General features: G+C 60.2%; 21 protein-coding genes. 8 read left to right on the top strand and 13 right to left on the bottom strand.

The genetic code is table 11. From position 1 onward, the window contains the following. Positions 1 to 277 precede the first annotated feature (277 nt). Complete coding sequence (locus CAK95_RS09725; protein ID WP_086087736.1) at positions 278 to 1,093, bottom strand: alpha/beta fold hydrolase; 816 nt, start codon at positions 1,091 to 1,093, stop codon at positions 278 to 280. A 16-nt stretch (positions 1,094 to 1,109) separates the two neighbouring features. Next, complete coding sequence (locus tag CAK95_RS09720; protein ID WP_157699577.1) at positions 1,110 to 2,021, bottom strand: helix-turn-helix transcriptional regulator; 912 nt, start codon at positions 2,019 to 2,021, stop codon at positions 1,110 to 1,112. 122 nt (positions 2,022 to 2,143) lie between these two features. Between CAK95_RS09720 and CAK95_RS09715 the strand changes: the two genes are divergently transcribed. Continuing rightward, on the top strand, positions 2,144 to 2,452 hold the full coding sequence (locus tag CAK95_RS09715) for an ArsR/SmtB family transcription factor (protein ID WP_086087734.1): 309 nt from the start codon (positions 2,144 to 2,146) through the stop codon (positions 2,450 to 2,452). Next, positions 2,449 to 2,928 carry an SRPBCC family protein gene (locus tag CAK95_RS09710; RefSeq protein ID WP_086087733.1) on the top strand — a complete coding sequence of 160 codons (480 nt, stop codon included), beginning with the start codon at positions 2,449 to 2,451 and terminating at the stop codon, positions 2,926 to 2,928. Before CAK95_RS09715 ends, CAK95_RS09710 begins: the two co-directional genes overlap by 4 nt. Positions 2,929 to 3,038: 110 nt before the next feature. On the opposite strand, the gene CAK95_RS09705 is transcribed toward CAK95_RS09710, so the two are convergent. Both CAK95_RS09705 and CAK95_RS09700 read right to left on the bottom strand, forming a co-directional pair. Beyond that, a complete protein-coding gene (locus CAK95_RS09705; protein ID WP_086087732.1) occupies positions 3,039 to 3,674 on the bottom strand; it encodes a class I SAM-dependent methyltransferase in 636 nt (211 codons plus the stop codon). 60 nt (positions 3,675 to 3,734) lie between these two features. Further along, positions 3,735 to 4,487: a TSUP family transporter gene (locus tag CAK95_RS09700; protein WP_086087731.1), complete on the bottom strand. Its 753-nt coding sequence runs from the start codon at positions 4,485 to 4,487 to the stop codon at positions 3,735 to 3,737. A 383-nt stretch (positions 4,488 to 4,870) separates the two neighbouring features. Between CAK95_RS09700 and CAK95_RS09695 the strand changes: the two genes are divergently transcribed. From CAK95_RS09695 to arsH, 5 genes are read left to right on the top strand one after another with little or no spacing between them, the layout of a single operon-like run. Continuing rightward, the gene (locus tag CAK95_RS09695) at positions 4,871 to 5,251 is read left to right on the top strand and encodes an ArsR/SmtB family transcription factor (RefSeq protein WP_086087730.1); all 381 of its coding nucleotides are present in this window, start codon (positions 4,871 to 4,873) and stop codon (positions 5,249 to 5,251) included. After that, positions 5,220 to 5,759 carry an arsenate reductase ArsC gene (locus tag CAK95_RS09690; protein WP_086087729.1) on the top strand — a complete coding sequence of 180 codons (540 nt, stop codon included), beginning with the start codon at positions 5,220 to 5,222 and terminating at the stop codon, positions 5,757 to 5,759. The genes CAK95_RS09695 and CAK95_RS09690 overlap by 32 nt, the downstream gene beginning before the upstream one ends. A gap of 20 nt (positions 5,760 to 5,779) precedes the next feature. Continuing rightward, positions 5,780 to 6,844, top strand: coding sequence for an ACR3 family arsenite efflux transporter (arsB, locus tag CAK95_RS09685; protein WP_086087728.1), 1,065 nt, complete (start codon positions 5,780 to 5,782; stop codon positions 6,842 to 6,844). Beyond that, on the top strand, positions 6,841 to 7,251 hold the full coding sequence (gene arsC / locus CAK95_RS09680; protein WP_086087727.1) for an arsenate reductase (glutaredoxin): 411 nt from the start codon (positions 6,841 to 6,843) through the stop codon (positions 7,249 to 7,251). Before arsB ends, arsC begins: the two co-directional genes overlap by 4 nt. Then, on the top strand, positions 7,252 to 7,971 hold the full coding sequence (gene arsH / locus CAK95_RS09675; RefSeq protein WP_086087726.1) for an arsenical resistance protein ArsH: 720 nt from the start codon (positions 7,252 to 7,254) through the stop codon (positions 7,969 to 7,971). A gap of 6 nt (positions 7,972 to 7,977) precedes the next feature. On the opposite strand, the gene CAK95_RS09670 is transcribed toward arsH, so the two are convergent. The 6 genes from CAK95_RS09670 to CAK95_RS09645 form a co-directional block, all read right to left on the bottom strand. Continuing rightward, positions 7,978 to 8,691 (bottom strand): ABC transporter ATP-binding protein, encoded by a 714-nt coding sequence (locus CAK95_RS09670; RefSeq protein ID WP_086087725.1) that lies wholly within the window; start codon positions 8,689 to 8,691, stop codon positions 7,978 to 7,980. Further along, on the bottom strand, positions 8,684 to 9,451 hold the full coding sequence (locus CAK95_RS09665) for an ABC transporter ATP-binding protein (protein WP_086087724.1): 768 nt from the start codon (positions 9,449 to 9,451) through the stop codon (positions 8,684 to 8,686). Before CAK95_RS09665 ends, CAK95_RS09670 begins: the two co-directional genes overlap by 8 nt. Continuing rightward, a complete protein-coding gene (locus CAK95_RS09660; protein WP_086087723.1) occupies positions 9,444 to 10,442 on the bottom strand; it encodes a branched-chain amino acid ABC transporter permease in 999 nt (332 codons plus the stop codon). Before CAK95_RS09660 ends, CAK95_RS09665 begins: the two co-directional genes overlap by 8 nt. After that, on the bottom strand, positions 10,439 to 11,356 hold the full coding sequence (locus CAK95_RS09655; protein WP_086087722.1) for a branched-chain amino acid ABC transporter permease: 918 nt from the start codon (positions 11,354 to 11,356) through the stop codon (positions 10,439 to 10,441). Before CAK95_RS09655 ends, CAK95_RS09660 begins: the two co-directional genes overlap by 4 nt. A 240-nt stretch (positions 11,357 to 11,596) precedes the next feature. Next, complete coding sequence (locus CAK95_RS09650) at positions 11,597 to 12,778, bottom strand: ABC transporter substrate-binding protein (RefSeq protein ID WP_086087721.1); 1,182 nt, start codon at positions 12,776 to 12,778, stop codon at positions 11,597 to 11,599. Between the two features lie 122 nt (positions 12,779 to 12,900). Beyond that, a complete protein-coding gene (locus CAK95_RS09645; protein WP_086087720.1) occupies positions 12,901 to 14,547 on the bottom strand; it encodes a benzoate-CoA ligase family protein in 1,647 nt (548 codons plus the stop codon). 227 nt (positions 14,548 to 14,774) lie between these two features. Here CAK95_RS09645 and CAK95_RS09640 point away from each other — a divergent pair, with 227 nt between their 5' ends. Continuing rightward, entirely contained in the window at positions 14,775 to 15,941 is a 1,167-nt protein-coding gene (locus tag CAK95_RS09640; protein WP_086087719.1) for a cobalamin-independent methionine synthase II family protein, read from the top strand. Positions 15,942 to 15,964: 23 nt separating this feature from the next. Here CAK95_RS09640 and CAK95_RS09635 read toward each other — a convergent pair whose 3' ends face one another. The 3 genes from CAK95_RS09635 to CAK95_RS09625 all read right to left on the bottom strand — a co-directional run bounded on the left by CAK95_RS09635 (position 15,965) and on the right by CAK95_RS09625 (position 17,933). Further along, positions 15,965 to 16,183 carry a hypothetical protein gene (locus tag CAK95_RS09635; protein WP_120265394.1) on the bottom strand — a complete coding sequence of 73 codons (219 nt, stop codon included), beginning with the start codon at positions 16,181 to 16,183 and terminating at the stop codon, positions 15,965 to 15,967. A gap of 99 nt (positions 16,184 to 16,282) precedes the next feature. Then, positions 16,283 to 16,879, bottom strand: coding sequence for a response regulator transcription factor (locus CAK95_RS09630; protein ID WP_245303692.1), 597 nt, complete (start codon positions 16,877 to 16,879; stop codon positions 16,283 to 16,285). Then, positions 16,851 to 17,933 (bottom strand): sensor histidine kinase, encoded by a 1,083-nt coding sequence (locus tag CAK95_RS09625; RefSeq protein ID WP_086087716.1) that lies wholly within the window; start codon positions 17,931 to 17,933, stop codon positions 16,851 to 16,853. The genes CAK95_RS09630 and CAK95_RS09625 overlap by 29 nt, the downstream gene beginning before the upstream one ends. Positions 17,934 to 17,938: the final 5 nt, after the last annotated feature.

Genomic DNA, 17,938 nt, shown 5'->3' with positions numbered 1-17,938 from the left:
CTCTTTTTTGAAGGTTGGTTGGCCGGCTCCGGACCGGCAACATGCATTATAATGCAGGTTGAGGCAGAGTCTATAGAAATCTTCAAGACTGGGACCGGGAAAGGAGACAGCTCCGGAGCCCCGGCGGACCCGGGTTATCCCCCAAGGCCGGGATAAGCGATAATCCCAGGGATCGATGACCAGGGCGGGCGAGATATCCCTCAGACGACCCAAGAAATATCGAGAATAGCGAGAGAGAACGGCAGAGATCCGGCCAGCGTAGCAGCGGAACGGCCGGTCAGGCGGCGGTGGCGGCCTCGCCGGGGCCGCGCAGGACGCGCCCGGTGAATTCGGCGACCAGCTTCAGCGTCGCCTCAAGACCCTCGCGATGCGGCGAGTGCTTCACACCCGGCAAGAGCGCGACATCGACCGGGCAGTAGCATTCCTCCTGCGCGATCTCGATCTGCTTCACGGTGCCGTACTGATCGTCCTCGCCCTGAATGATGAGGATCGGCACGCGGATATAGGCCAGTTCTTCCGAAATATCCCATTGCCGGAAGTCGTGATCGAGCCAGACATCGTTCCAGCCACGAAACGCATTGTCGACATCCGCATGATACTTGGCGAGACGCGCCCGCAAGTCGCCATTGTTGTACGCCTCGCGCGCCTCGGCGATCGACGTCACGCTGACATCTTCGACAATGAAATGCGGCGCCATCAGAATGAGACCGCTCACACGATGGTCCTGATGGCTGCCGGCATAGATTGCCGCGATCGAGGCGCCGTCGCTGTGCCCGAGCAACACCCCGCGCTGAAAACCGATCGCATCCAGAAGGCGAGGCAAAGTCTTGTTCGCCTCGTCATGCATGTAATCGGGTTTGCGCGGCAGTGTCGCCGGTGACGACTGGCCATAGCCGGCCCGCGAATAGACGAAAACGCCGCAACCCGTGGCGGCCGCGACCTTGTCCGGAAAGTTATTCCACATGCCGACCGAGCCAAGCCCTTCATGCAGCATGACAATGGTCGGTGCCGCATCGGGACGCGGGCCGATCATGCGGTATTCCAGCTTTTCCGTGCCTAAATCGAGCAAGCCCTGATCTGCGAGTTGCGCCATTTTACGTCCACTCCTGTTACGTCCAGTCCTGCACCAGTTTCAGCAGATTGCCGCCGCTTTGTTCGACGCTCTGACCGGATGTATCGAGTTCGGCTTCCGCCTGCGCATAATCCGATGAGCGGGCATCGAGAATGGCGACGAGATCGGCCATCGCTTCGCGATTCTCCGACATCGGACGAAAATCGCCCTGCGCGATCACGCGGCTCATATGTTCCTGCGGTTGCGCCTTGACCCACACGGTGTGCGCGCGACGCAAGAGCAGCGCGTAAGTCTCCGGCGACGAAACAATGCCGCCCGCGGTCGCGATCACCACCTTGTCATGTTCAGCGATCACTTTCTCCAGCGATGCGCGCTCATAACGGCGGAAGGTCGAGACGCCGGACATCTCGATCAGCATCGAGATGCTGGCGCCATATTCGGCTTCCACAACGCGATTGAGTTCGACAAACGGATAGCCAAGCCGACCGGCGAGATCGCGTCCAAGGGTCGATTTGCCGGCACCGCGCAGTCCGACAAGGGCGATGCGATGCGCGCGTTCGGATTTCGCGCCTTCGACCAGCCGCGCCTCGATATGCTGTTCCAGCGCCGCCCAGTCAGACGGCTGCATGCGCGCGACGAGATCCATGATGCGATGCAGGCGCTCCTGGCGCGCATCGCTTGGCAACAGGCTGTTGACCGAGGTTTCCAGCGCATCGGCGACGGCCTTCAGAACCGTCATCGACGGGTTGCCGTATCCGCCTTCGATCTGCGCCAGATAGCGTTCGGATATCCCCGATTCCGTGGCCAATTGCTTGCGGGTGATGCCGCCGCGCGCGCGCCCGCGCCTGACGAGCCGCCCGACCTCGACCGCAAACTCAATGCTCGTAGAACTCTCGTTGCTCGCGCCGGGAGCAGCTTTCTCGCGCCGCTTTTCCTGGGTTTCGGACAAAGTCCACCTCGATCCTCTCCGCATGCACAATAATTCAGGTCAGCTGCGGTGCAACCCACGTTACCAGCAAAAAAGAAAAATCTGCGGACTTGACTTAAGTAAGCTTACGCTTACCGTTAGTCATGGCTTACCAAAATGCACTCGCAGCTCTTGCCGATCCAACGCGCCGACAGGTGTTCGAGCGCCTCCGTTCAGGACCGCGGTCCGTCAACGTCCTTGCCGCCGGGTTGCCGGTGTCCCGCCCGGCCGTGTCGCAGCACCTGAAGGCGCTGAAAGACGCCGGTCTTGTCGAGGAGCGCAGCGAAGGCGTGCGCCGGATCTATTCAGTGCGCCGCGAGGGCCTCGTGGAATTGCGCGCGTGGCTCGACACATTCTGGGGCGATGCCCTGACAGCGTTCAAAGAGGAAGCGGAAAAGGGAGTAAACGAATGAACGAGACAATCGCCATCGCGGCCGTGCGCAAATCTGTTCGCGTCAAAGCACCAATCGATCGCGCGTTCGATGTTTTCACAAACGGCCTCACGCGCTGGTGGCCGCTCAATCAGGGCGTCGGCGAGAAGCCGATCGCAAAAGTGCTGATGGAGCCGCGCCTGGGCGGCCGCTGGCTTGAAACATCGGAATCCGGCACGGAGACGACTGTCGCCACGATCACGCATTGGCAACCGCCCCATCGCCTGGTGCTGCTCTGGCAAATCAATGCCCAATGGAAGCCGGACGCCGGCATGAAATCCGAAGTCGATATCCGATTCACCGCTGACGGTCCGGACGCGACTCTTGTCGAACTGGTGCATCACAAGTTCGAAACGATGGGAGCGGAAGCCGGCGCCTCGATGCGCAAAGACGTCGATGGCGGCTGGCCGGGCTTTCTGGAACGCTTTGCGCAGGAAGCCGAACGCAGCCCTTCATGATTTAGGCTAGCGGTCCAATGGGCCGCTCGATTCTCATACGTTAGAGCATGATGTTGTCCGAAAGCCGCTTCGCGCTTTGGCATCATGCTCTAGCGGCGAGCTCGTCCGCGTCATCCCTTGCGCGCCACGATGTAGGGACGATTGTCGTTGCCCTTGGTTGCGTGGCTTTCACTCGCAAGAATCTCGAAGCCTGCCGCACGAAACTGCTGGCTCAGGTCCGCCGCGCGGAAGACAGTGACATAGGGTGCCTTGCCGATCGCCTGCATCGCGGGCACGGCAAGGCGGATGAATAGGTTCATATCTCCGACGCAGGGTGTCTTGGAGATGAACAAGCCCTCTGTGACAAGCAAGGCATGGATGCTACGCAAGGTGCCGGGCAGGTCGCGGACCAGATGCAGATAGTTGAAGCCTAACACTGCATCAAACGTCGCCGCTTCATGCGACAGCGCCTCTGCGGTCGCGGAGCGGAATTCGAGCCCCGGGACCGGGTCGGCGGCGCTTTTCTCTTTCGCGATTGCAATCATGTCGGCGGAGATATCCGTCGCAAGATAGCTTTGCACATCGCCTGCGAGCCGGAGCGCTGTTGTTCCTGTTCCGCAGCCCAGCTCCAACACCCGGTCGTCCGGCCCCAACAAGGCGCGGGTCCGGTCCAGCGTGCGCTCATACCCGGCCTGATCCGCAATCTTGCTCCTGGCGTATTTCCGTGAAGTCCGGTCCCAGAAGCGGGCGTCGCTTGCTGTGCTCATGGTGAGGTCCGAAAAGTGCCACAAGCAGACATTGCGCGCGTCGTCTCAGGAGTCAACGCATCAACCGGGACGCAGTATCGGCCAGCCCGCAACTGCCGTCAGAGCGAGGCCTGCGAGCAACAAAAACAGCAACACAACTTTGCGGAAGGCGGCATCGTCGAATTTTCCATACAGTCGGAATCCGATCCATAACCCGGCCAACAGCGCCGGCAATCCGAGCAGATAGAGTTTGACGGTTTCCGCTGTCATCGAACCGCTCGCTGCTAGCGATATGACGGTCATGATAATGGCTGCCAACATCACAGGCTGAAATACGGCGCGCTGCTCATCCTTATTCCAGCCGCGCATCTGACACCAAACGGTGATGATAAATCCGGGAAGACCGGTCAGCCCGCACAACACGCCGTTCGCAAACCCAACTCCACCATCGGTGGCAACTGCGGCTTTGAGCGGTTTGAATGCCGGCTTCGACAATCCGTAGATGCCGTAAACGACAAGCAGCAAGCCCACGCCGAGCCGCAGATACGCCGGTTCAGCATAGGTCAGAAGCACTGTGCCAATCGGAACGCCGATAATCCCACCGATGATGAATGGCGCGACTTTGCGTAAACTCAGCGCGTGCCGAAGTTTCCAGACGCCATATCCCTGCGTCCACAGTCCATAGCCGGCAATCAGCGCGGTTGTCTGGATGGGCGTGATCAAGTGCAGCCAGATGCCGGATACGACAAAGCCCATGGCAAAGCCGGCAAGACCCGATGCAAAACCACCGAGGAATGCAGCGAACAGAAACAGAAAAAGGACAAAGCCATCCATGGCTCGCTCCCACGATTTGAGGCGAGCAGCGCTTGGATGGCGCAATCCATCTATAGGGGAGGCCGCGTTTCCCCTGTTCAGCAATGTCAGGGAAAAAAATTAAGGCCCAGCAGCCATGGTCCCCTCCTTTGCGAAGGAGACGGCGCTTGGGCCTCGCGAGCCTGGCAGAACGGGGCGACCGTCGAAGGCCCCGCTGAAATAAATTAGCGGATTTTCCGCTGTCTCACAACAAGCATGAGGTCCGCCGGTCACGCGGAGGTTCGGTGTTCCCGATCCCGGACGAGGCGCCGCGATAGGCTGCCCATCGCGCGGCCAATCGGCTGCGGGCTAAGGAGCGATGATCGAATATTGACTCCATTCCATATGTCTGGAATTATGGACATATGGAATCCGAAGACGCCATTCTTGCGCTCGCCGCACTCGCGCAGCCGACCCGGCTGGACGTGTTCCGGCTGCTGGTCAAGCACGAGCCGGACGGTCTGCCCGCCGGCGAACTCGCCAGCGAACTGGCGGTGCCGCACAACACCATGTCATCGCATCTGTCGATCCTGACGCGGGCCCGCCTCGTCTCTTCAGTGCGGCATGGACGCTCGATCGTCTATCGCGCGAACCTCACGACTCTCGAAACGCTCACCTTGTTCCTGCTGCAGGATTGCTGCGGCGGCAAGCCGGAGCTGTGTGAATCGCTGATTGAATCCATCAAGCCGTGCTGTGCACCGAAAGGAAAACGCCATGTCCGAGCATCCGTCCGATCGCGTGTTTAATGTGCTGTTTCTATGCACCGCGAACAGCTCCCGCTCCATCATTGCTGAATCGATCCTGCGCAAAGAAGGCCGCGGGCGTTTCCGCTCGTTCTCGGCGGGCAGCCAGCCACGCGGGACGGTCAATCCCTTTGCCATCAAGGTGCTCGAACGTGCCGAATATCCGACCGACAATTTGCGCTCGAAGAGCTGGCTGGAATTCGCCCGCAGCGACGCGCCGGTGATGGATTTCGTGTTCACGGTCTGCGACGACGCGGCCGGCGAATCCTGTCCGATCTGGCCAGGCCAGCCGATGACCGCGCATTGGGGGATCGAGGACCCGGCGGCCGTGAACGGCACCGACCTCGAGAAGGAAGCCGCCTTCGTCACGGCGCAGCGCTATCTCAAGAACCGCATCGTCGCCTTTACCAACCTGCCGCTGAGCTCGATCGACAAGCTGTCGCTCCACACGCAATTGCGCGAAATCGGCAAAGCCGATGGTGCGACCTCGCCACGCTCGAACATTGCGTGAAGCAACGTGAGAATTTTCGCATGAGCATTTTTGAACGTTACCTGTCGGTCTGGGTCGCCTTGTGCATCATCGCCGGCATTGCACTCGGCCAATTCATTCCAGGCTTCTTCACGCTGGTCGCCGCCGCGGAATTTGCCAAAGTGAACTTGGTGGTTGCTGTGCTGATCTGGCTGATGATCATTCCGATGCTGCTGAAAATCGACTTCGGCGCTCTCGGACAAGTGCGAGAGCACTGGCGCGGCGTCGGCGTCACCCTGTTCATCAACTGGGCCGTCAAGCCATTTTCCATGGCGCTCCTGGGCACCCTCTTCATCGGCTATCTGTTTGCGCCGCTGCTGCCTGCCGACCAGATCCAGTCCTATATCGCAGGCCTTATCCTTCTCGCGGCCGCGCCTTGCACGGCGATGGTGTTTGTCTGGTCGAACCTGTGCGACGGCGAACCGCATTTCACGCTCAGCCAGGTGGCCCTGAACGATATCATCATGGTGTTCCTGTTCGCACCATTGGTTGGCCTTCTGCTCGGCGTCGCCTCGATCACCGTGCCGTGGGACACGCTTCTGCTTTCGGTCGGGCTCTACATCGTCGTTCCGGTGATCGTCGCGCAGCTCTGGCGCCGCTGGCTGTTGTCGTCGGGACCGGCAGCGCTCAGCCGCACCTTGTCGATCCTGCAGCCAGTGTCGCTATGCGCGCTGCTGGCGACTCTTGTGCTGCTGTTCGGATTTCAGGGGCCGCAAATCCTGGCGCAACCGATCGTCATTGTGCTGCTGGCTGTTCCGATCCTGATCCAGGTCTATTTCAATGCCGGCCTCGCCTATTGGCTCAGCCGGCGGTTCGGTGTCGCCTGGTGTGTGGCCGCACCGGCGGCACTGATCGGCGCCAGCAACTTCTTTGAACTGGCGGTGGCGGCGGCGATCAGCCTGTTCGGACTGAATTCCGGTGCGGCCTTGGCGACAGTCGTCGGCGTGCTGGTTGAAGTCCCGGTCATGCTGTCCGTGGTGCATCTCGTGAAAGCCACACGCGGGTGGTACGAAGCGGGCACGACGCCTGCTGCGGTCACCCCCGCGACTATCGAAAGACGATCATGACGATTACTATCTACCACAATCCCAAATGCGGCACCTCGCGCAACACGCTGGCGATGATCCGGCAAAGCGGCGAAGAGCCGGTGGTGATCGAATATCTGAAGACACCGCCGAGCCGCGAGAAGCTCGTCGCCTTGCTGCGCGCCATGGATATGCCGGCTCGCGCGCTGCTGCGCGAGAAAGGCACGCCTTATGCGGAGCTTGGGCTCGCCGATCCGAAATGGACCGAGGATGAGCTGATCGATTTCATGATCGCGCATCCGATCCTGATCAACCGGCCGATTGTCGAGACGCCGAAAGGCACGCAGTTGTGCCGGCCCTCTGAAAAGGTGCTCGACATCCTGCCCAATCCGGATATCGGCCGGTTCGTGAAGGAGGACGGTGACGTCGTTGGCGGACCGGTTGGCTAGATGACAGTCCATCCGCTCGATCTTCCCAACATCGCCACCGATGCCTTTGCGATGCCGGACATTGCAGCGCTGCGGCCCGCATTCTCAACGCACAAGCCCCGCATCCTGCTGCTGTATGGTTCGCTGCGCGAACGCTCCTACAGCCGCTTCGCGACGATGGAGGCGGCGCGGCTGCTCGACAGCTTCGGCGCCGAGACGCGGATTTATGATCCGTCCGGATTGCCGCTGCCGGACGACGCGCCGGCCAGCCATCCCAAGGTGCAGGAGCTGCGCGATCTGACGCAATGGTCCGAAGGACAGGTCTGGTGCAGCCCCGAACGCCACGGATCGATGACCGGAATCATGAAGGCGCAGATCGACTGGATCCCGCTGTCGATCGGCGCGGTGCGGCCGACGCAAGGCAAGACGCTGGCGGTGATGCAAGTCAGCGGCGGCTCGCAATCCTTCAACGCCGTCAATCAGCTCCGCGTGCTCGGCCGCTGGATGCGGATGATCACGATCCCCAACCAATCCTCGGTCGCGAAAGCCTATGAGCAATTCGACGAGGCCGGGCGCATGAAGCCCTCCTCCTATTACGATCGCGTTGTCGATGTGATGGAAGAGCTGATGAAATTCACGCTGCTGACGCGGGACGCCGCGCCTTATCTCACCGACCGCTACAGCGAGCGGAAGGAGAATGCCGAGGCATTGTCGAAGCGGGTGAGGCTGAGCGCGCAGTAATGCGCGCTAGACACCCAGATAACGATGCTGGATATCCGGCGCGGCGCCAAGCTCCTTTGACGTGCCGCTCCACACCGTGCGGCCGCGTTCGATCATGTAATGCCGATCCGCGATCCCGATCAGCGCGGAAACGTTCTTGTCGATCACCAGGATCGATTGTCCGGCATTCTTCAGCCGCGTCAGGCATTGCCAGATTTCCTGGCGGATCAGCGGCGCGAGACCTTCGGTTGCTTCATCGAGAATGAGCAGCTTCGGATTGGTCATCAGCGCGCGGCCGATCGCCAGCATCTGCTGCTCGCCGCCCGACAGCAAATTGCCCATATTACCGGCGCGCTCGGCCAAGCGCGGAAACAATTCGATGACCTTGTCGTAGGTCCAAGGATCGCTGGCACCCGACGTATTCGCCGCGGTCGCAATCAGGTTTTCGCGCACCGTGAGATTGGGAAAGATCTGGCGGCCTTCAGGCACGAGGCCGACGCCGAGCTTGGCCACGCGATAGGAGGCGAGGCCGCGGATTTCCTTGCCGCCGAAGCGGATCACGCCGGCCCGCGCCGGCGTCAGCCCCATGATCGAGCGCACCGTCGTGGTCTTGCCCATACCGTTGCGGCCCATGAGCGTGACCATTTCGCCGGACGCAATCGACAGCGACAGGCCGAACAGCACCTGGCTGCGGCCATAGCAGGTCTCGATCCCGGACAATTCCAGCAAGGTGTCAGCCATTGATCACCACCGCTTCCTGCTCGCCGAGATAGGCCTGGCGCACTTCCGCATTGGCGCGGATCTCGTCCGGCAAGCCGGTCGCGATCACGCGGCCATAGACCAGAACGGAAATGCGGTCGGCCAGCGCGAACACCGCTTCCATGTCATGCTCGACCAGAAGGATCGTGTATTGCTTTTTCAGTTCCAGCAGCGTCTTGACCAGCCGCGCGGATTCCTCCGGCCCCATGCCGGCCATCGGCTCGTCGAGCAGCAGCATGCGCGGATTGGTGGCCAGCGCCATCGCGATTTCAAGCTGGCGATGTTCACCGTGGCTCATGCTGGACACGACCGTATGCGCACGATGCGACAGGCCGACGCGATCCAGCGCCGCTGACGCGGGCGCGCGCAGTTCCTCTTGCTTGCGCGCATTGCGCCAGAAGTGAAACGAGTTGCCGGCATGCGCCTGCACGGCGAGCGCGACATTGTCGAGCGCGGTCATGTCGAGAAACAGCGAGGTGATCTGGAACGACCGCGCCAGCCCATTGATCGAGCGTTTGTAGGTCGGCAACGCGGTGATGTCTTCGCCGGCGAAGATCACCGTTCCGGAGCTCGGGGTGATTTCGCCGGTCAACTGGCCGATCAGCGTCGTCTTGCCGGCGCCATTCGGGCCGATGATCGCGTGCAGTTCGCCGGCCGGTACGGACATCGTGATGCGATCCGACGCCAGGATGCCGCCGAAGCGCTTGGTGATGCCATCAACTTTCAGGAGCGCGTCAGCCACGGCGGATTTTCTCCAGAAGGCCGTCGATGCCGCCGCGCGCGAACAGCACGACGAGCAGCAGCATCGGACCGAGAATCAGCGCCCAGTATTCCTTGGCAGCACCGACAGGATGGCCGGTGACGAATTGCCCAACCACCGAAATCGCATGCGGCAGCCATTCTTCCAGCACCAGCAGCGCGACCGCACCGATCACCGGTCCCAGCACCGAGCCCATGCCGCCGAGCACCGCCATGACGATCAGATCGCCCGAGCGTGTCCAATGCATGATCGCGGGGCTGACGAAATCGGTATGGTTGGCGAGCAGGATCCCGGATAATCCGCACAGCACGCCGGCAATAACGAAACAGGTGAGCTGATAACGATAGGTCGGGAAGCCGATCGCGCGCATGCGCCGCAGATTCGAGCGCGCGCCCTGGATCACCATGCCAAAGCGGGAATTGACCAGGCGATAGACCAGGTAGCAGGTGCCCATCAGGCAGACGAAGCAGACGTAGTAGAAGACGGTCTTGTTGGAGAGATTGATCAGCCCACCGAAATCGCTGCGTTTGTAGATGGTGAGGCCGTCGTCGGCGCCGTAGCGGTCGAGGCTGACGCCGACGTAGTAGATCATCTGCGCGAAGGCGAGCGTGATCATGATGAAATAGACGCCGCGGGTGCGCAGCGACAACGCACCGGTCACCAGTGCGAAGATCGCGCAGGCCAGCAGCGCCACCGGCCACTGGATGAAACCCGAGCCGACGCCTTCATAAGCCAGAATGCCGACAGCATAACCGGCAATGCCGAGATAGGCGGCGTGACCGAAGCTGACCATGCCGCCAAAGCCCATGATGAGATTGAGGCTCACCGCGGCGATCGCCAGAATGACGATGCGCGTGAACAGCGTCATCAGGAAAGTGTTGCCGGTCGTCTGCGCGATCACCGGGACCAGCGCCAGAAACACGAGCAGCGCTGCAACCAGTATGTTGCGAACCGTGAAGATGTTCTTTTTCATTTGCTGGCCGCCGGGAACAGACCTTCCGGACGCAACACCAGAATGACCGCCATCACGAGATAGATGAGCATCGAAGACAAGGCCGGTCCGGCGCTGGACGCGGCTGTCTGCGACAGGAACAGACTCAGTATATCCGGCAGGAAGGCGCGCCCGACGGTATCGATCAGGCCGACCAGGATCGAGGCGATGAAGGCGCCGCGGATCGAGCCGATGCCGCCGATAATGATGACGACGAAGGCCAGGATCAGAATATTCTCGCCCATGCCGATCTGCACCGTGAGGATCGGCGCCTGCATCATGCCGGCAAGACCGGCGAGCGCGGCGCCGATGCCGAACACGAAGGTGTAGAGCAGTTTGATGTTGATGCCGAGCGCCCCGATCATCTCGCGATTGGATGCACCGGCGCGGATCAGCATGCCGACACGGGTGCGCATGACGATGAGATAGAGCATCAACGCCACGGCCAGAGCCACGAAGATCATCGACAAGCGATAGGTCGGGTAATAGACGCCCGGAAAAATCTGGAAGCTGGTGTTGAGCCAGGCCGGCAGCGGCAGGCTGAGGCCGGCCGGTCCCCAAATGAGGCGCACCATTTCATTGAAGAACAGGATGAGACCGAATGTGCCGAGCACATGATCGAGGTGGTCACGTCCGTAGAGCCGCCGCATCGCAATGACTTCGACCGCCATGCCGACGATGAGCGTCGCGATCAATGCCAGCACGATCGCGAACAGGAAGCTCCCGGTCAGCGCCGCGAAGGTCGCCGCGAAATAGGCGCCGATCATGTACAGCGAACCATGCGCGAGGTTCACCAGGTCCATGATGCCGAAGACGAGCGTCAGTCCGGCCGCCAGAAGGAACAGCAACAGACCGAACTGAATACCGTTCAACGCTTGTTCGATGAAGAGAAGCATTAAGTAACCAGAGTCCCGCCGCCTTTAAAGGCGCCCTAACTTCACCGTCATGCCCTGCACGCAATCTAGCTTGCCTGCGTTGCATCCACGCCTTTCTTTTGCAAGACGTGGATGGCCGGGACAAGAGGCTTCAACAATACCGTCTTCGACGGCTATGCCCGGCTATGACGAAAAACTCAACAAGGCACGTCTGGGACGGACGGCAGGCCCCTCGCCCACCGCCCGGCCCAAAATTTCAGCTCACCACTTCATCGGACATTTGTCGTGGAAGCGGTCCTGGCTGTCCTTCACGATCGTCGCGACGGTCTTCAGCGAGAGCGGGAATTCCTTGTCCTCTCCCTTCACCACATCCTGCAGGTAGAAGTTCTGGATCGGAATGTGGTTGTTGCCGTACTTGTACGGGCCGCGCACAGACGGGAAATTGGCCTTGCGCATCTCGTCGCGCATCGCGTCTTTCTTCGACAGATCGCCATTCACCGCAACCACAGCACTGTTGATGAGCTGCGCGGCGTCGTAAGACTGTGCGCCATAAAAGGTCGGCCGCAGACCCGGGTATTTCTTGCGGTAATCGGCAACGAACTTCTTGTTCTGCTCATTCGGCAGATCGTTGACCCATTGCTGCGCGCCCGGCACGCCGAGAGCGAGCTCCTTCTGCAGCGGCAGCGAGAGCTCATCGATGGTGAACGCGGTATAGAGCGGAATCTGCCCCTTCAGACCAGCCTGCGCATATTGGGTGAGGAACTGCACGCCCGAAGCGCCTGGATAGAACACGAACACAGCATCCGGCTTGGCCGCGCGGGCCTTCGACAACTCGGCGGAGAAATCGAGCTGATCCGGCCATTTGGTCAGATCCTGACCGACGATCTTTCCCTTAAAAGTCGAAGCCACGCCTGACAGCATATCCTTGCCGGCGGCATAGTTCGGCCCGATCAGATAGACGCTCTTCACGCCCTTCTGATTCATGTATTCGCCGACGGCCTGCGGCGTCTGGTCGTTTTGCCAGGACGTGGAGAACACATAGGGCGAGCAGAGTTCGCCGGCCAATTGCGACGGACCGGCATTGGCAACCACCATCATGGTCTTTGAATCCACGATCGGCTTCAGCGAAGCCAGCAGCACGTTCGACCAGATATAACCGGCAATGAAATCAACCTTGTCGGATTCAATCAGCTTCTCGGTCTTCTGCTTGCCGACATCCGGCTTCTGCATGTCATCTTCATAGATGACTTCGACCGGCAGACCGCCCATCTTGCGGCCCATGTGATCGAGCGCGAGCTCGAACGAATTACGCATGTCCTGGCCGATAACGGCCGTCGGTCCGCTGAATGTGGAAATAAAGCCGATTTTCACGGTCTTGTTCTGGGCCACCGCTGGTCCTGCCGCGAGCGCAAGAACCGCGCCGGCCGCAATCAGTGTTCGCATTGTAGTTCCTCCGGTTTTTAGGCCGCCCCTTTGAGCGTTCCTTTTCATAGTATTGAATTGATCGAATAACGGAAGGGTCTGTTGTTACCGCTCGCCCGCCATTGACGCTCAAGTTTAATGCATCAGCCGGTTGTGGCCTCCATGCGCAGCCTGAAGCGTTGGATCTTGCCGGTCGCGGTCTTGGGCAGATCCGGGCGGAATTCGATCCAGCGCGGATATTTGAACGGCGCCAGCTTCGCCTTGACGTGATCCTGTAAGAGCCGCGCCAGTTCGTCGCAGGCCTTGCTGTGGTCCTTCAGGACGATGAAGGCCTTCGGCTTGATCAGCCCATCGGCATCGAGCCAGGCCACCACGGCGCATTCCAGCACGTCGACATGCGTCTGCAATGCGCCTTCGACCTCGAACGGCGAGACATACAGGCCGGAAACCTTGAGCATGTCGTCGTTTCGGCCACAGTAAACGTAGTAACCATCTTCGTCCTGGACGTATTTGTCGCCAGAGCGGGTCCATTCACCCATGAAGGTGCGACGTGATTGCTCGCGGTTGTTCCAGTACATGATCGCGCTGGACGGGCCGCGGATCAGCAACTCGCCCATCTCGCCGGGGGCCACCTCCTGGCCGTGATCGTCGATCAGCTTGAGTTCATAGCCCGGCACCGGCTTGCCGGTCGTGCCGTATTTCACCGCCCCCGGCGCATTCGACAGGAAGATGTGCAGCATCTCGGTCGAGCCGATCCCGTCGAAAATGTCGCAACCGTATTTGTCCCTCCAGCGTATGCCGACATCCTCCGGCAACGCTTCGCCCGCCGACACACACCGGCGGAATTTCACATCGCCCGGCGCAAGCGCGGCCTGGCTCGCCAGGAAGGCTGCATAAAAGGTCGGCACACCATAGAAGACAGTGACTGGATGCTTGCGCAGCAAGGCCGAAACGCTGTCGGGCGTTGGCCGCTCGTCGAGCAGCACCGTCGTTGCCCCGACCGACATCGGAAATGTGAGCGCATTGCCGAGGCCATAGGCGAAGAACAGCTTCGCCACCGAATAGCAGACGTCGCTTTCGCGCAACGAAAGCGTCGGCGCCGCGTAAAGCTCATTGGTCAGCTTCAGGCTGGCATGCACATGCACAGCGCCCTTCGGTTTGCCGGTCGAGCCTGACGTATAGAGCCAGAAGGCGATGTCATCGCGTGTGGTCGGCGCCGTATAATCTTCGGGCTCCGCCGACGCGATCAGGTCTTCGAAACTGTCGTGACCCAACTTGTCGTTACTTGGCGCATCCGCACTTGGCGCATCCGCACCAGACACAACGACGTGTTTCAGATCCGGCGCCAAATTCTGCCTGTTGGCGATCAGCTTCTCGAATTTCGGATAAAGCGCATCGGACACGACCAGCATCGTCACCCGGCTGTCGGCCAGCATGAATTCGTAGTCCGCCTCGGTCATCAACGTATTGACGGGGATGGCCACAACGCCCGCTTTGAGCGCACCCAGAAATGCCGTCGGCCAGTCGATCGTGTCGAGCATGCAGATCAGGATGCGCTCTTCACGCCGGACGCCCTTGGCGCGAAGCGCCGCACCAAACCGTGCTGCCCGGTCGGCGAGCTGGCCGTAGGTCCAGCTCCCCCGCGAATCGATAAAGGCGACTTTATTGGCCCGGCCGGCAGCCAGATTGGACGACAGGATGTCGGCGGCAAAGTTATAGACGCGCGGAATTTCAGGCGCTGCGTGCGTAATATGATCTGCGCGTCCGAGCGACGCCGCTGCTTGAGCCATGCTTCTTCCCGCTGTGTGACTTTTCTTGCTTTTGGCAAGACCGCCGTCATCGGCAGTCTTACGTTATATGAATTATAATGCATGTTGCGTTTGGCCCGTCAACAGCCGATCGTTGAGCGGGTGGGCAATACCCCTGAAGCCATTGGGCAATCTTCCATTTTTGCCCAAATGCCATCTTGTGCTACGGCCATGGCAACAAACGAAAACTGTTCGGGGAGAGACCAAAGATGCTGCAAAGCCGTGACCGCATTCTCACGACCCATGTCGGCAGCCTGCCGCGCAACGAGAAACTGTCCGACATGCTGTTGCGGCGTGAGGCCGGCGAGGCATTCGACGCGGCCGAGATGGCCTCGGAGATGGACAAGGCGGTCCGCCATGTCGTGGAAAAGCAGGCGGCGGCCGGGATCGACATCGGCAACGATGGCGAGCAGCAGCGGGTCGGCTTCCAGACCTATGTACCGCAGCGCATGTCCGGCTTTGCCGGTATTTCCAAGCGGCGGCGCGGGAAGGAATTCGAGGAATTTCCCGATCTGGTCAAATATCTGACCCATCGTTTCCCGCACACCTCCAAGCAGCAGAACGCGCCGGAAGCCCAGAGCGAGGTGAAATATCTCGATATCAAACCGATCGAGAGCGAACTGGCGCGTGTGAAAAATATCGCCGGCAAGACCTTTCCGGAAATGTTCATGACGGCAGCGTCGCCCGGCATCATCGCCTCGACCATGCTCAACGCCTATTACAAGAGCAACGACGACTATCTCGACGCCCTGGCGCGCGAGATGGCGCACGAATATCAGGCAATCCACAAAGCCGGCCTGCTACTGCAGATCGACGCGCCGGACCTCGCCATGGATCGCACGATGTTTCATCGCGACCTGTCGGACGCGGACTTCGTGAAAGCGGTCGAAAAGCAGGTCGATGCGATCAACAAAGGCATCGACGGTATCCCGGCCGATCGCGTGCGGCTGCATATCTGCTACGGAAACTGGGAAGGCCCGCACATCCACGATGTGCCGCTGGCGAAGATCCTGCCGGCGCTTTATCAGGCGAAGGTCGGCGCGCTGTCGATCGAATTTTCCAATCCGCGCCACGCGCATGAATATGCCGCATTCAAGCAGCATCCGCTCCCCGCGAACATGGTCCTGCTGCCCGGCGTGATCGAGACCACGTCGAACTTCGTCGAGCATCCGGAAGTGGTTGCACGCCGTATCGAGGAAGCGGTGGCGGCCGTTGGCGACCGGGAGCGCGTGATCGCTTCGACCGATTGCGGCTTCGGCACCTTCACCAATCGTGAATGGGTGGTCGAGGCTGTCGTGTGGTTGAAACTGAAATCGCTGCGCGAAGGCGCCGACATCGCTTCGCAGCGTCTGTGGGGCAAAAGAGACGCGGCGTAGTAACGCCGCGTTCAGTCAGGCGATCAGGCTTTTTGCGCGCTTGCTACGGCTTCGACTTTCGGCTCGGTCAATCGCAATGCGATTGGCCAGGCCACCCAGAACATCAGCAAATAGGTTGTGATGAAGACGACAGCGCTCCAAGTACCAAGCGCGCTTTCGAACATGTAAATCACCGCGACCGACAGCGCCTGAAGAACGAAGGCGATGATCGCGTATAAAGCCATAAGCCACAGGGATGCCATAAGAGGCCTCATTTTGAGAATGTGGCCAAATCTGACGGGCTTGTGATGTCAGGGGTACCTGTCAAGGTTGACAGGGCAGGCTCCCCGGCGGATCGATGTTTACGGCGCGATCAGACCCAGCATGGCGCATTTGACGGCGGCCTGGACGCGCGTGGAAACACCGGCTTTCCGCATCGCATTGTCCATGTGGAAATTCACCGTTCGCTCGCTGATGCCGAGGATCACTGCGATATCGGCCGACGACTTACCGCGCGCCACCCAGGTCAGCGCTTCCAGCTCGCGGTCGGTGAGCTTCAGCTCGGTGTTGTCGGCCTTGCGCTCGGCGACGGCACTGAGGCGATGGCGGATGATCGCGGTGAGCAATTCAAAGTCGATCGGCTTGGTGACGTAATCATCGCAACCGAGTTGCCGCGCATGAATTTGATGCGTGCGCTGGGAGAAAGCCGTCAGGAAGATAAACGGCACACCGAGAGACAGAAGACTTCCCGCGCGAATGCGCTCCAGCACTTCGAAGCCCGATACATCCGGCAGATCGATGTCGCAGAGAACGAGATCGGGCTTGCTCTCCAGCGCCGACAATCCCGCCAGTCCGGACTGCACAGCAGAAACATTGAAGCCGTCACCGGTCAGGACCTCCACCAGGAGTTCACAGGTGTCCGCGTCATCTTCAATGCAGAGGAGGTGCGGCTTCGTCACGATTGTCATCCTTTGACGGGCTCATGATCGGCAAACTGACCGTGACCGCCGTCCCCTGCCCAAGCGTACTGTCGATCCGGATCGTTCCGCCATGGGTTTCGACGAATTGCTTGACCACGTAAAGGCCGATACCGGCACCATGGCTGCCGCGGCTGTTGCGTGCCCGATAATAGGGCGAAAAAATCTTGGCCTTCTCGTCCTCGGGAATTCCCCGGCCGCGATCACTGACGGTCAGGATCGCATAGCCATCACGGCTTTCACCATTGACAGAAACCATGCCGTTCGGATGCGAGAACTTGACCGCATTGGACAGGATGTTGCCGATGATCTGCCGCAGCATGTCCGGGTCTCCCGAAATCGTCGCTGGCAGAGTCGCAAGATCTGTCTCGATCGTCACCGCTTCGGCGTTCGTGTCCAGCACGACATCCTCGACCAGCGCGCGCAGGGCGACGGCATCGATGTGCAATTCTGCCGTGCGTTCGCCAACCTCGGACGCAAGCTGAACCTGTTGCACAATCGCCTGAATATGACGAACCGCATTCCGTATCTTGTCGGCGCGGACAAGATTGCGGTCGGACTCCATCAATCCCCTTTTCAGGAGAAAAGCCTGACCGTCAATGGTCGTGAGCGATGTTCCGATCTCGTGCGACAGGACGTCGAGAAAGCGGCGGCTGGTTTCCACATTGGCCTTCTGTTCTTCCAGATCGGCCCGCATCAGCGCTTCGGTCTTCTTGCGGTTCGTCACCAGGAACGCAATGATCCATTGCGATACGATCGCAATCGCGCGGTTGGCGAGAAAAACAACATGCGCTGTGTCCGGCGGCGGGGAAAAAAGCGAGCCAAGCATCGACAAAACGGTCGTCAGCGCCGCAAACCAGTAAGCAATCCGGTAACGGCTGAAAATGCCGAGCGCAAGGATAACGGAATAGATGAAGCAGATCGTCACGTCGTCAGGTGGCGTGAAGATATCGAAAACAAACGCAACAAGAATCAGAGTCAAGATGCCGCCGGAAATCAGCCATTCCGGAACGTCGCGCGTGGAACCAGACGACATCAGTT

It is taken from the genome of Pseudorhodoplanes sinuspersici, from assembly GCF_002119765.1.
Classification (GTDB): domain Bacteria; phylum Pseudomonadota; class Alphaproteobacteria; order Rhizobiales; family Xanthobacteraceae; genus Pseudorhodoplanes; species Pseudorhodoplanes sinuspersici.
Note: the sequence above shows the minus strand (reverse complement) of the source record. Positions and strands in the feature narration are given on the sequence as shown.

Excerpts from the sequence above, each read along its gene's own strand:
- arsB (WP_086087728.1), top strand. The coding sequence starts at position 5,780 with ATGAGCATTTTTGAACGTTACCTGTCGGTCTGGGTCGCCTTGTGCATC.
- CAK95_RS09690 (WP_086087729.1), top strand. The coding sequence starts at position 5,220 with ATGTCCGAGCATCCGTCCGATCGCGTGTTTAATGTGCTGTTTCTATGC.
- CAK95_RS09695 (WP_086087730.1), top strand. The coding sequence starts at position 4,871 with ATGGAATCCGAAGACGCCATTCTTGCGCTCGCCGCACTCGCGCAGCCG.
- CAK95_RS09700 (WP_086087731.1), bottom strand. The coding sequence starts at position 4,487 with ATGGATGGCTTTGTCCTTTTTCTGTTTCTGTTCGCTGCATTCCTCGGT.
- CAK95_RS09645 (WP_086087720.1), bottom strand. The coding sequence starts at position 14,547 with ATGGCTCAAGCAGCGGCGTCGCTCGGACGCGCAGATCATATTACGCAC.
- CAK95_RS09710 (WP_086087733.1), top strand. The coding sequence starts at position 2,449 with ATGAACGAGACAATCGCCATCGCGGCCGTGCGCAAATCTGTTCGCGTC.
- CAK95_RS09660 (WP_086087723.1), bottom strand. The coding sequence starts at position 10,442 with ATGAAAAAGAACATCTTCACGGTTCGCAACATACTGGTTGCAGCGCTG.
- CAK95_RS09635 (WP_120265394.1), bottom strand. The coding sequence starts at position 16,183 with ATGGCATCCCTGTGGCTTATGGCTTTATACGCGATCATCGCCTTCGTT.
- CAK95_RS09725 (WP_086087736.1), bottom strand. The coding sequence starts at position 1,093 with ATGGCGCAACTCGCAGATCAGGGCTTGCTCGATTTAGGCACGGAAAAG.
- CAK95_RS09655 (WP_086087722.1), bottom strand. The coding sequence starts at position 11,356 with ATGCTTCTCTTCATCGAACAAGCGTTGAACGGTATTCAGTTCGGTCTG.
- arsC (WP_086087727.1), top strand. The coding sequence starts at position 6,841 with ATGACGATTACTATCTACCACAATCCCAAATGCGGCACCTCGCGCAAC.
- CAK95_RS09705 (WP_086087732.1), bottom strand. The coding sequence starts at position 3,674 with ATGAGCACAGCAAGCGACGCCCGCTTCTGGGACCGGACTTCACGGAAA.
- arsH (WP_086087726.1), top strand. The coding sequence starts at position 7,252 with ATGACAGTCCATCCGCTCGATCTTCCCAACATCGCCACCGATGCCTTT.
- CAK95_RS09625 (WP_086087716.1), bottom strand. The coding sequence starts at position 17,933 with ATGTCGTCTGGTTCCACGCGCGACGTTCCGGAATGGCTGATTTCCGGC.
- CAK95_RS09650 (WP_086087721.1), bottom strand. The coding sequence starts at position 12,778 with ATGCGAACACTGATTGCGGCCGGCGCGGTTCTTGCGCTCGCGGCAGGA.
- CAK95_RS09640 (WP_086087719.1), top strand. The coding sequence starts at position 14,775 with ATGCTGCAAAGCCGTGACCGCATTCTCACGACCCATGTCGGCAGCCTG.
- CAK95_RS09670 (WP_086087725.1), bottom strand. The coding sequence starts at position 8,691 with ATGGCTGACACCTTGCTGGAATTGTCCGGGATCGAGACCTGCTATGGC.
- CAK95_RS09715 (WP_086087734.1), top strand. The coding sequence starts at position 2,144 with ATGGCTTACCAAAATGCACTCGCAGCTCTTGCCGATCCAACGCGCCGA.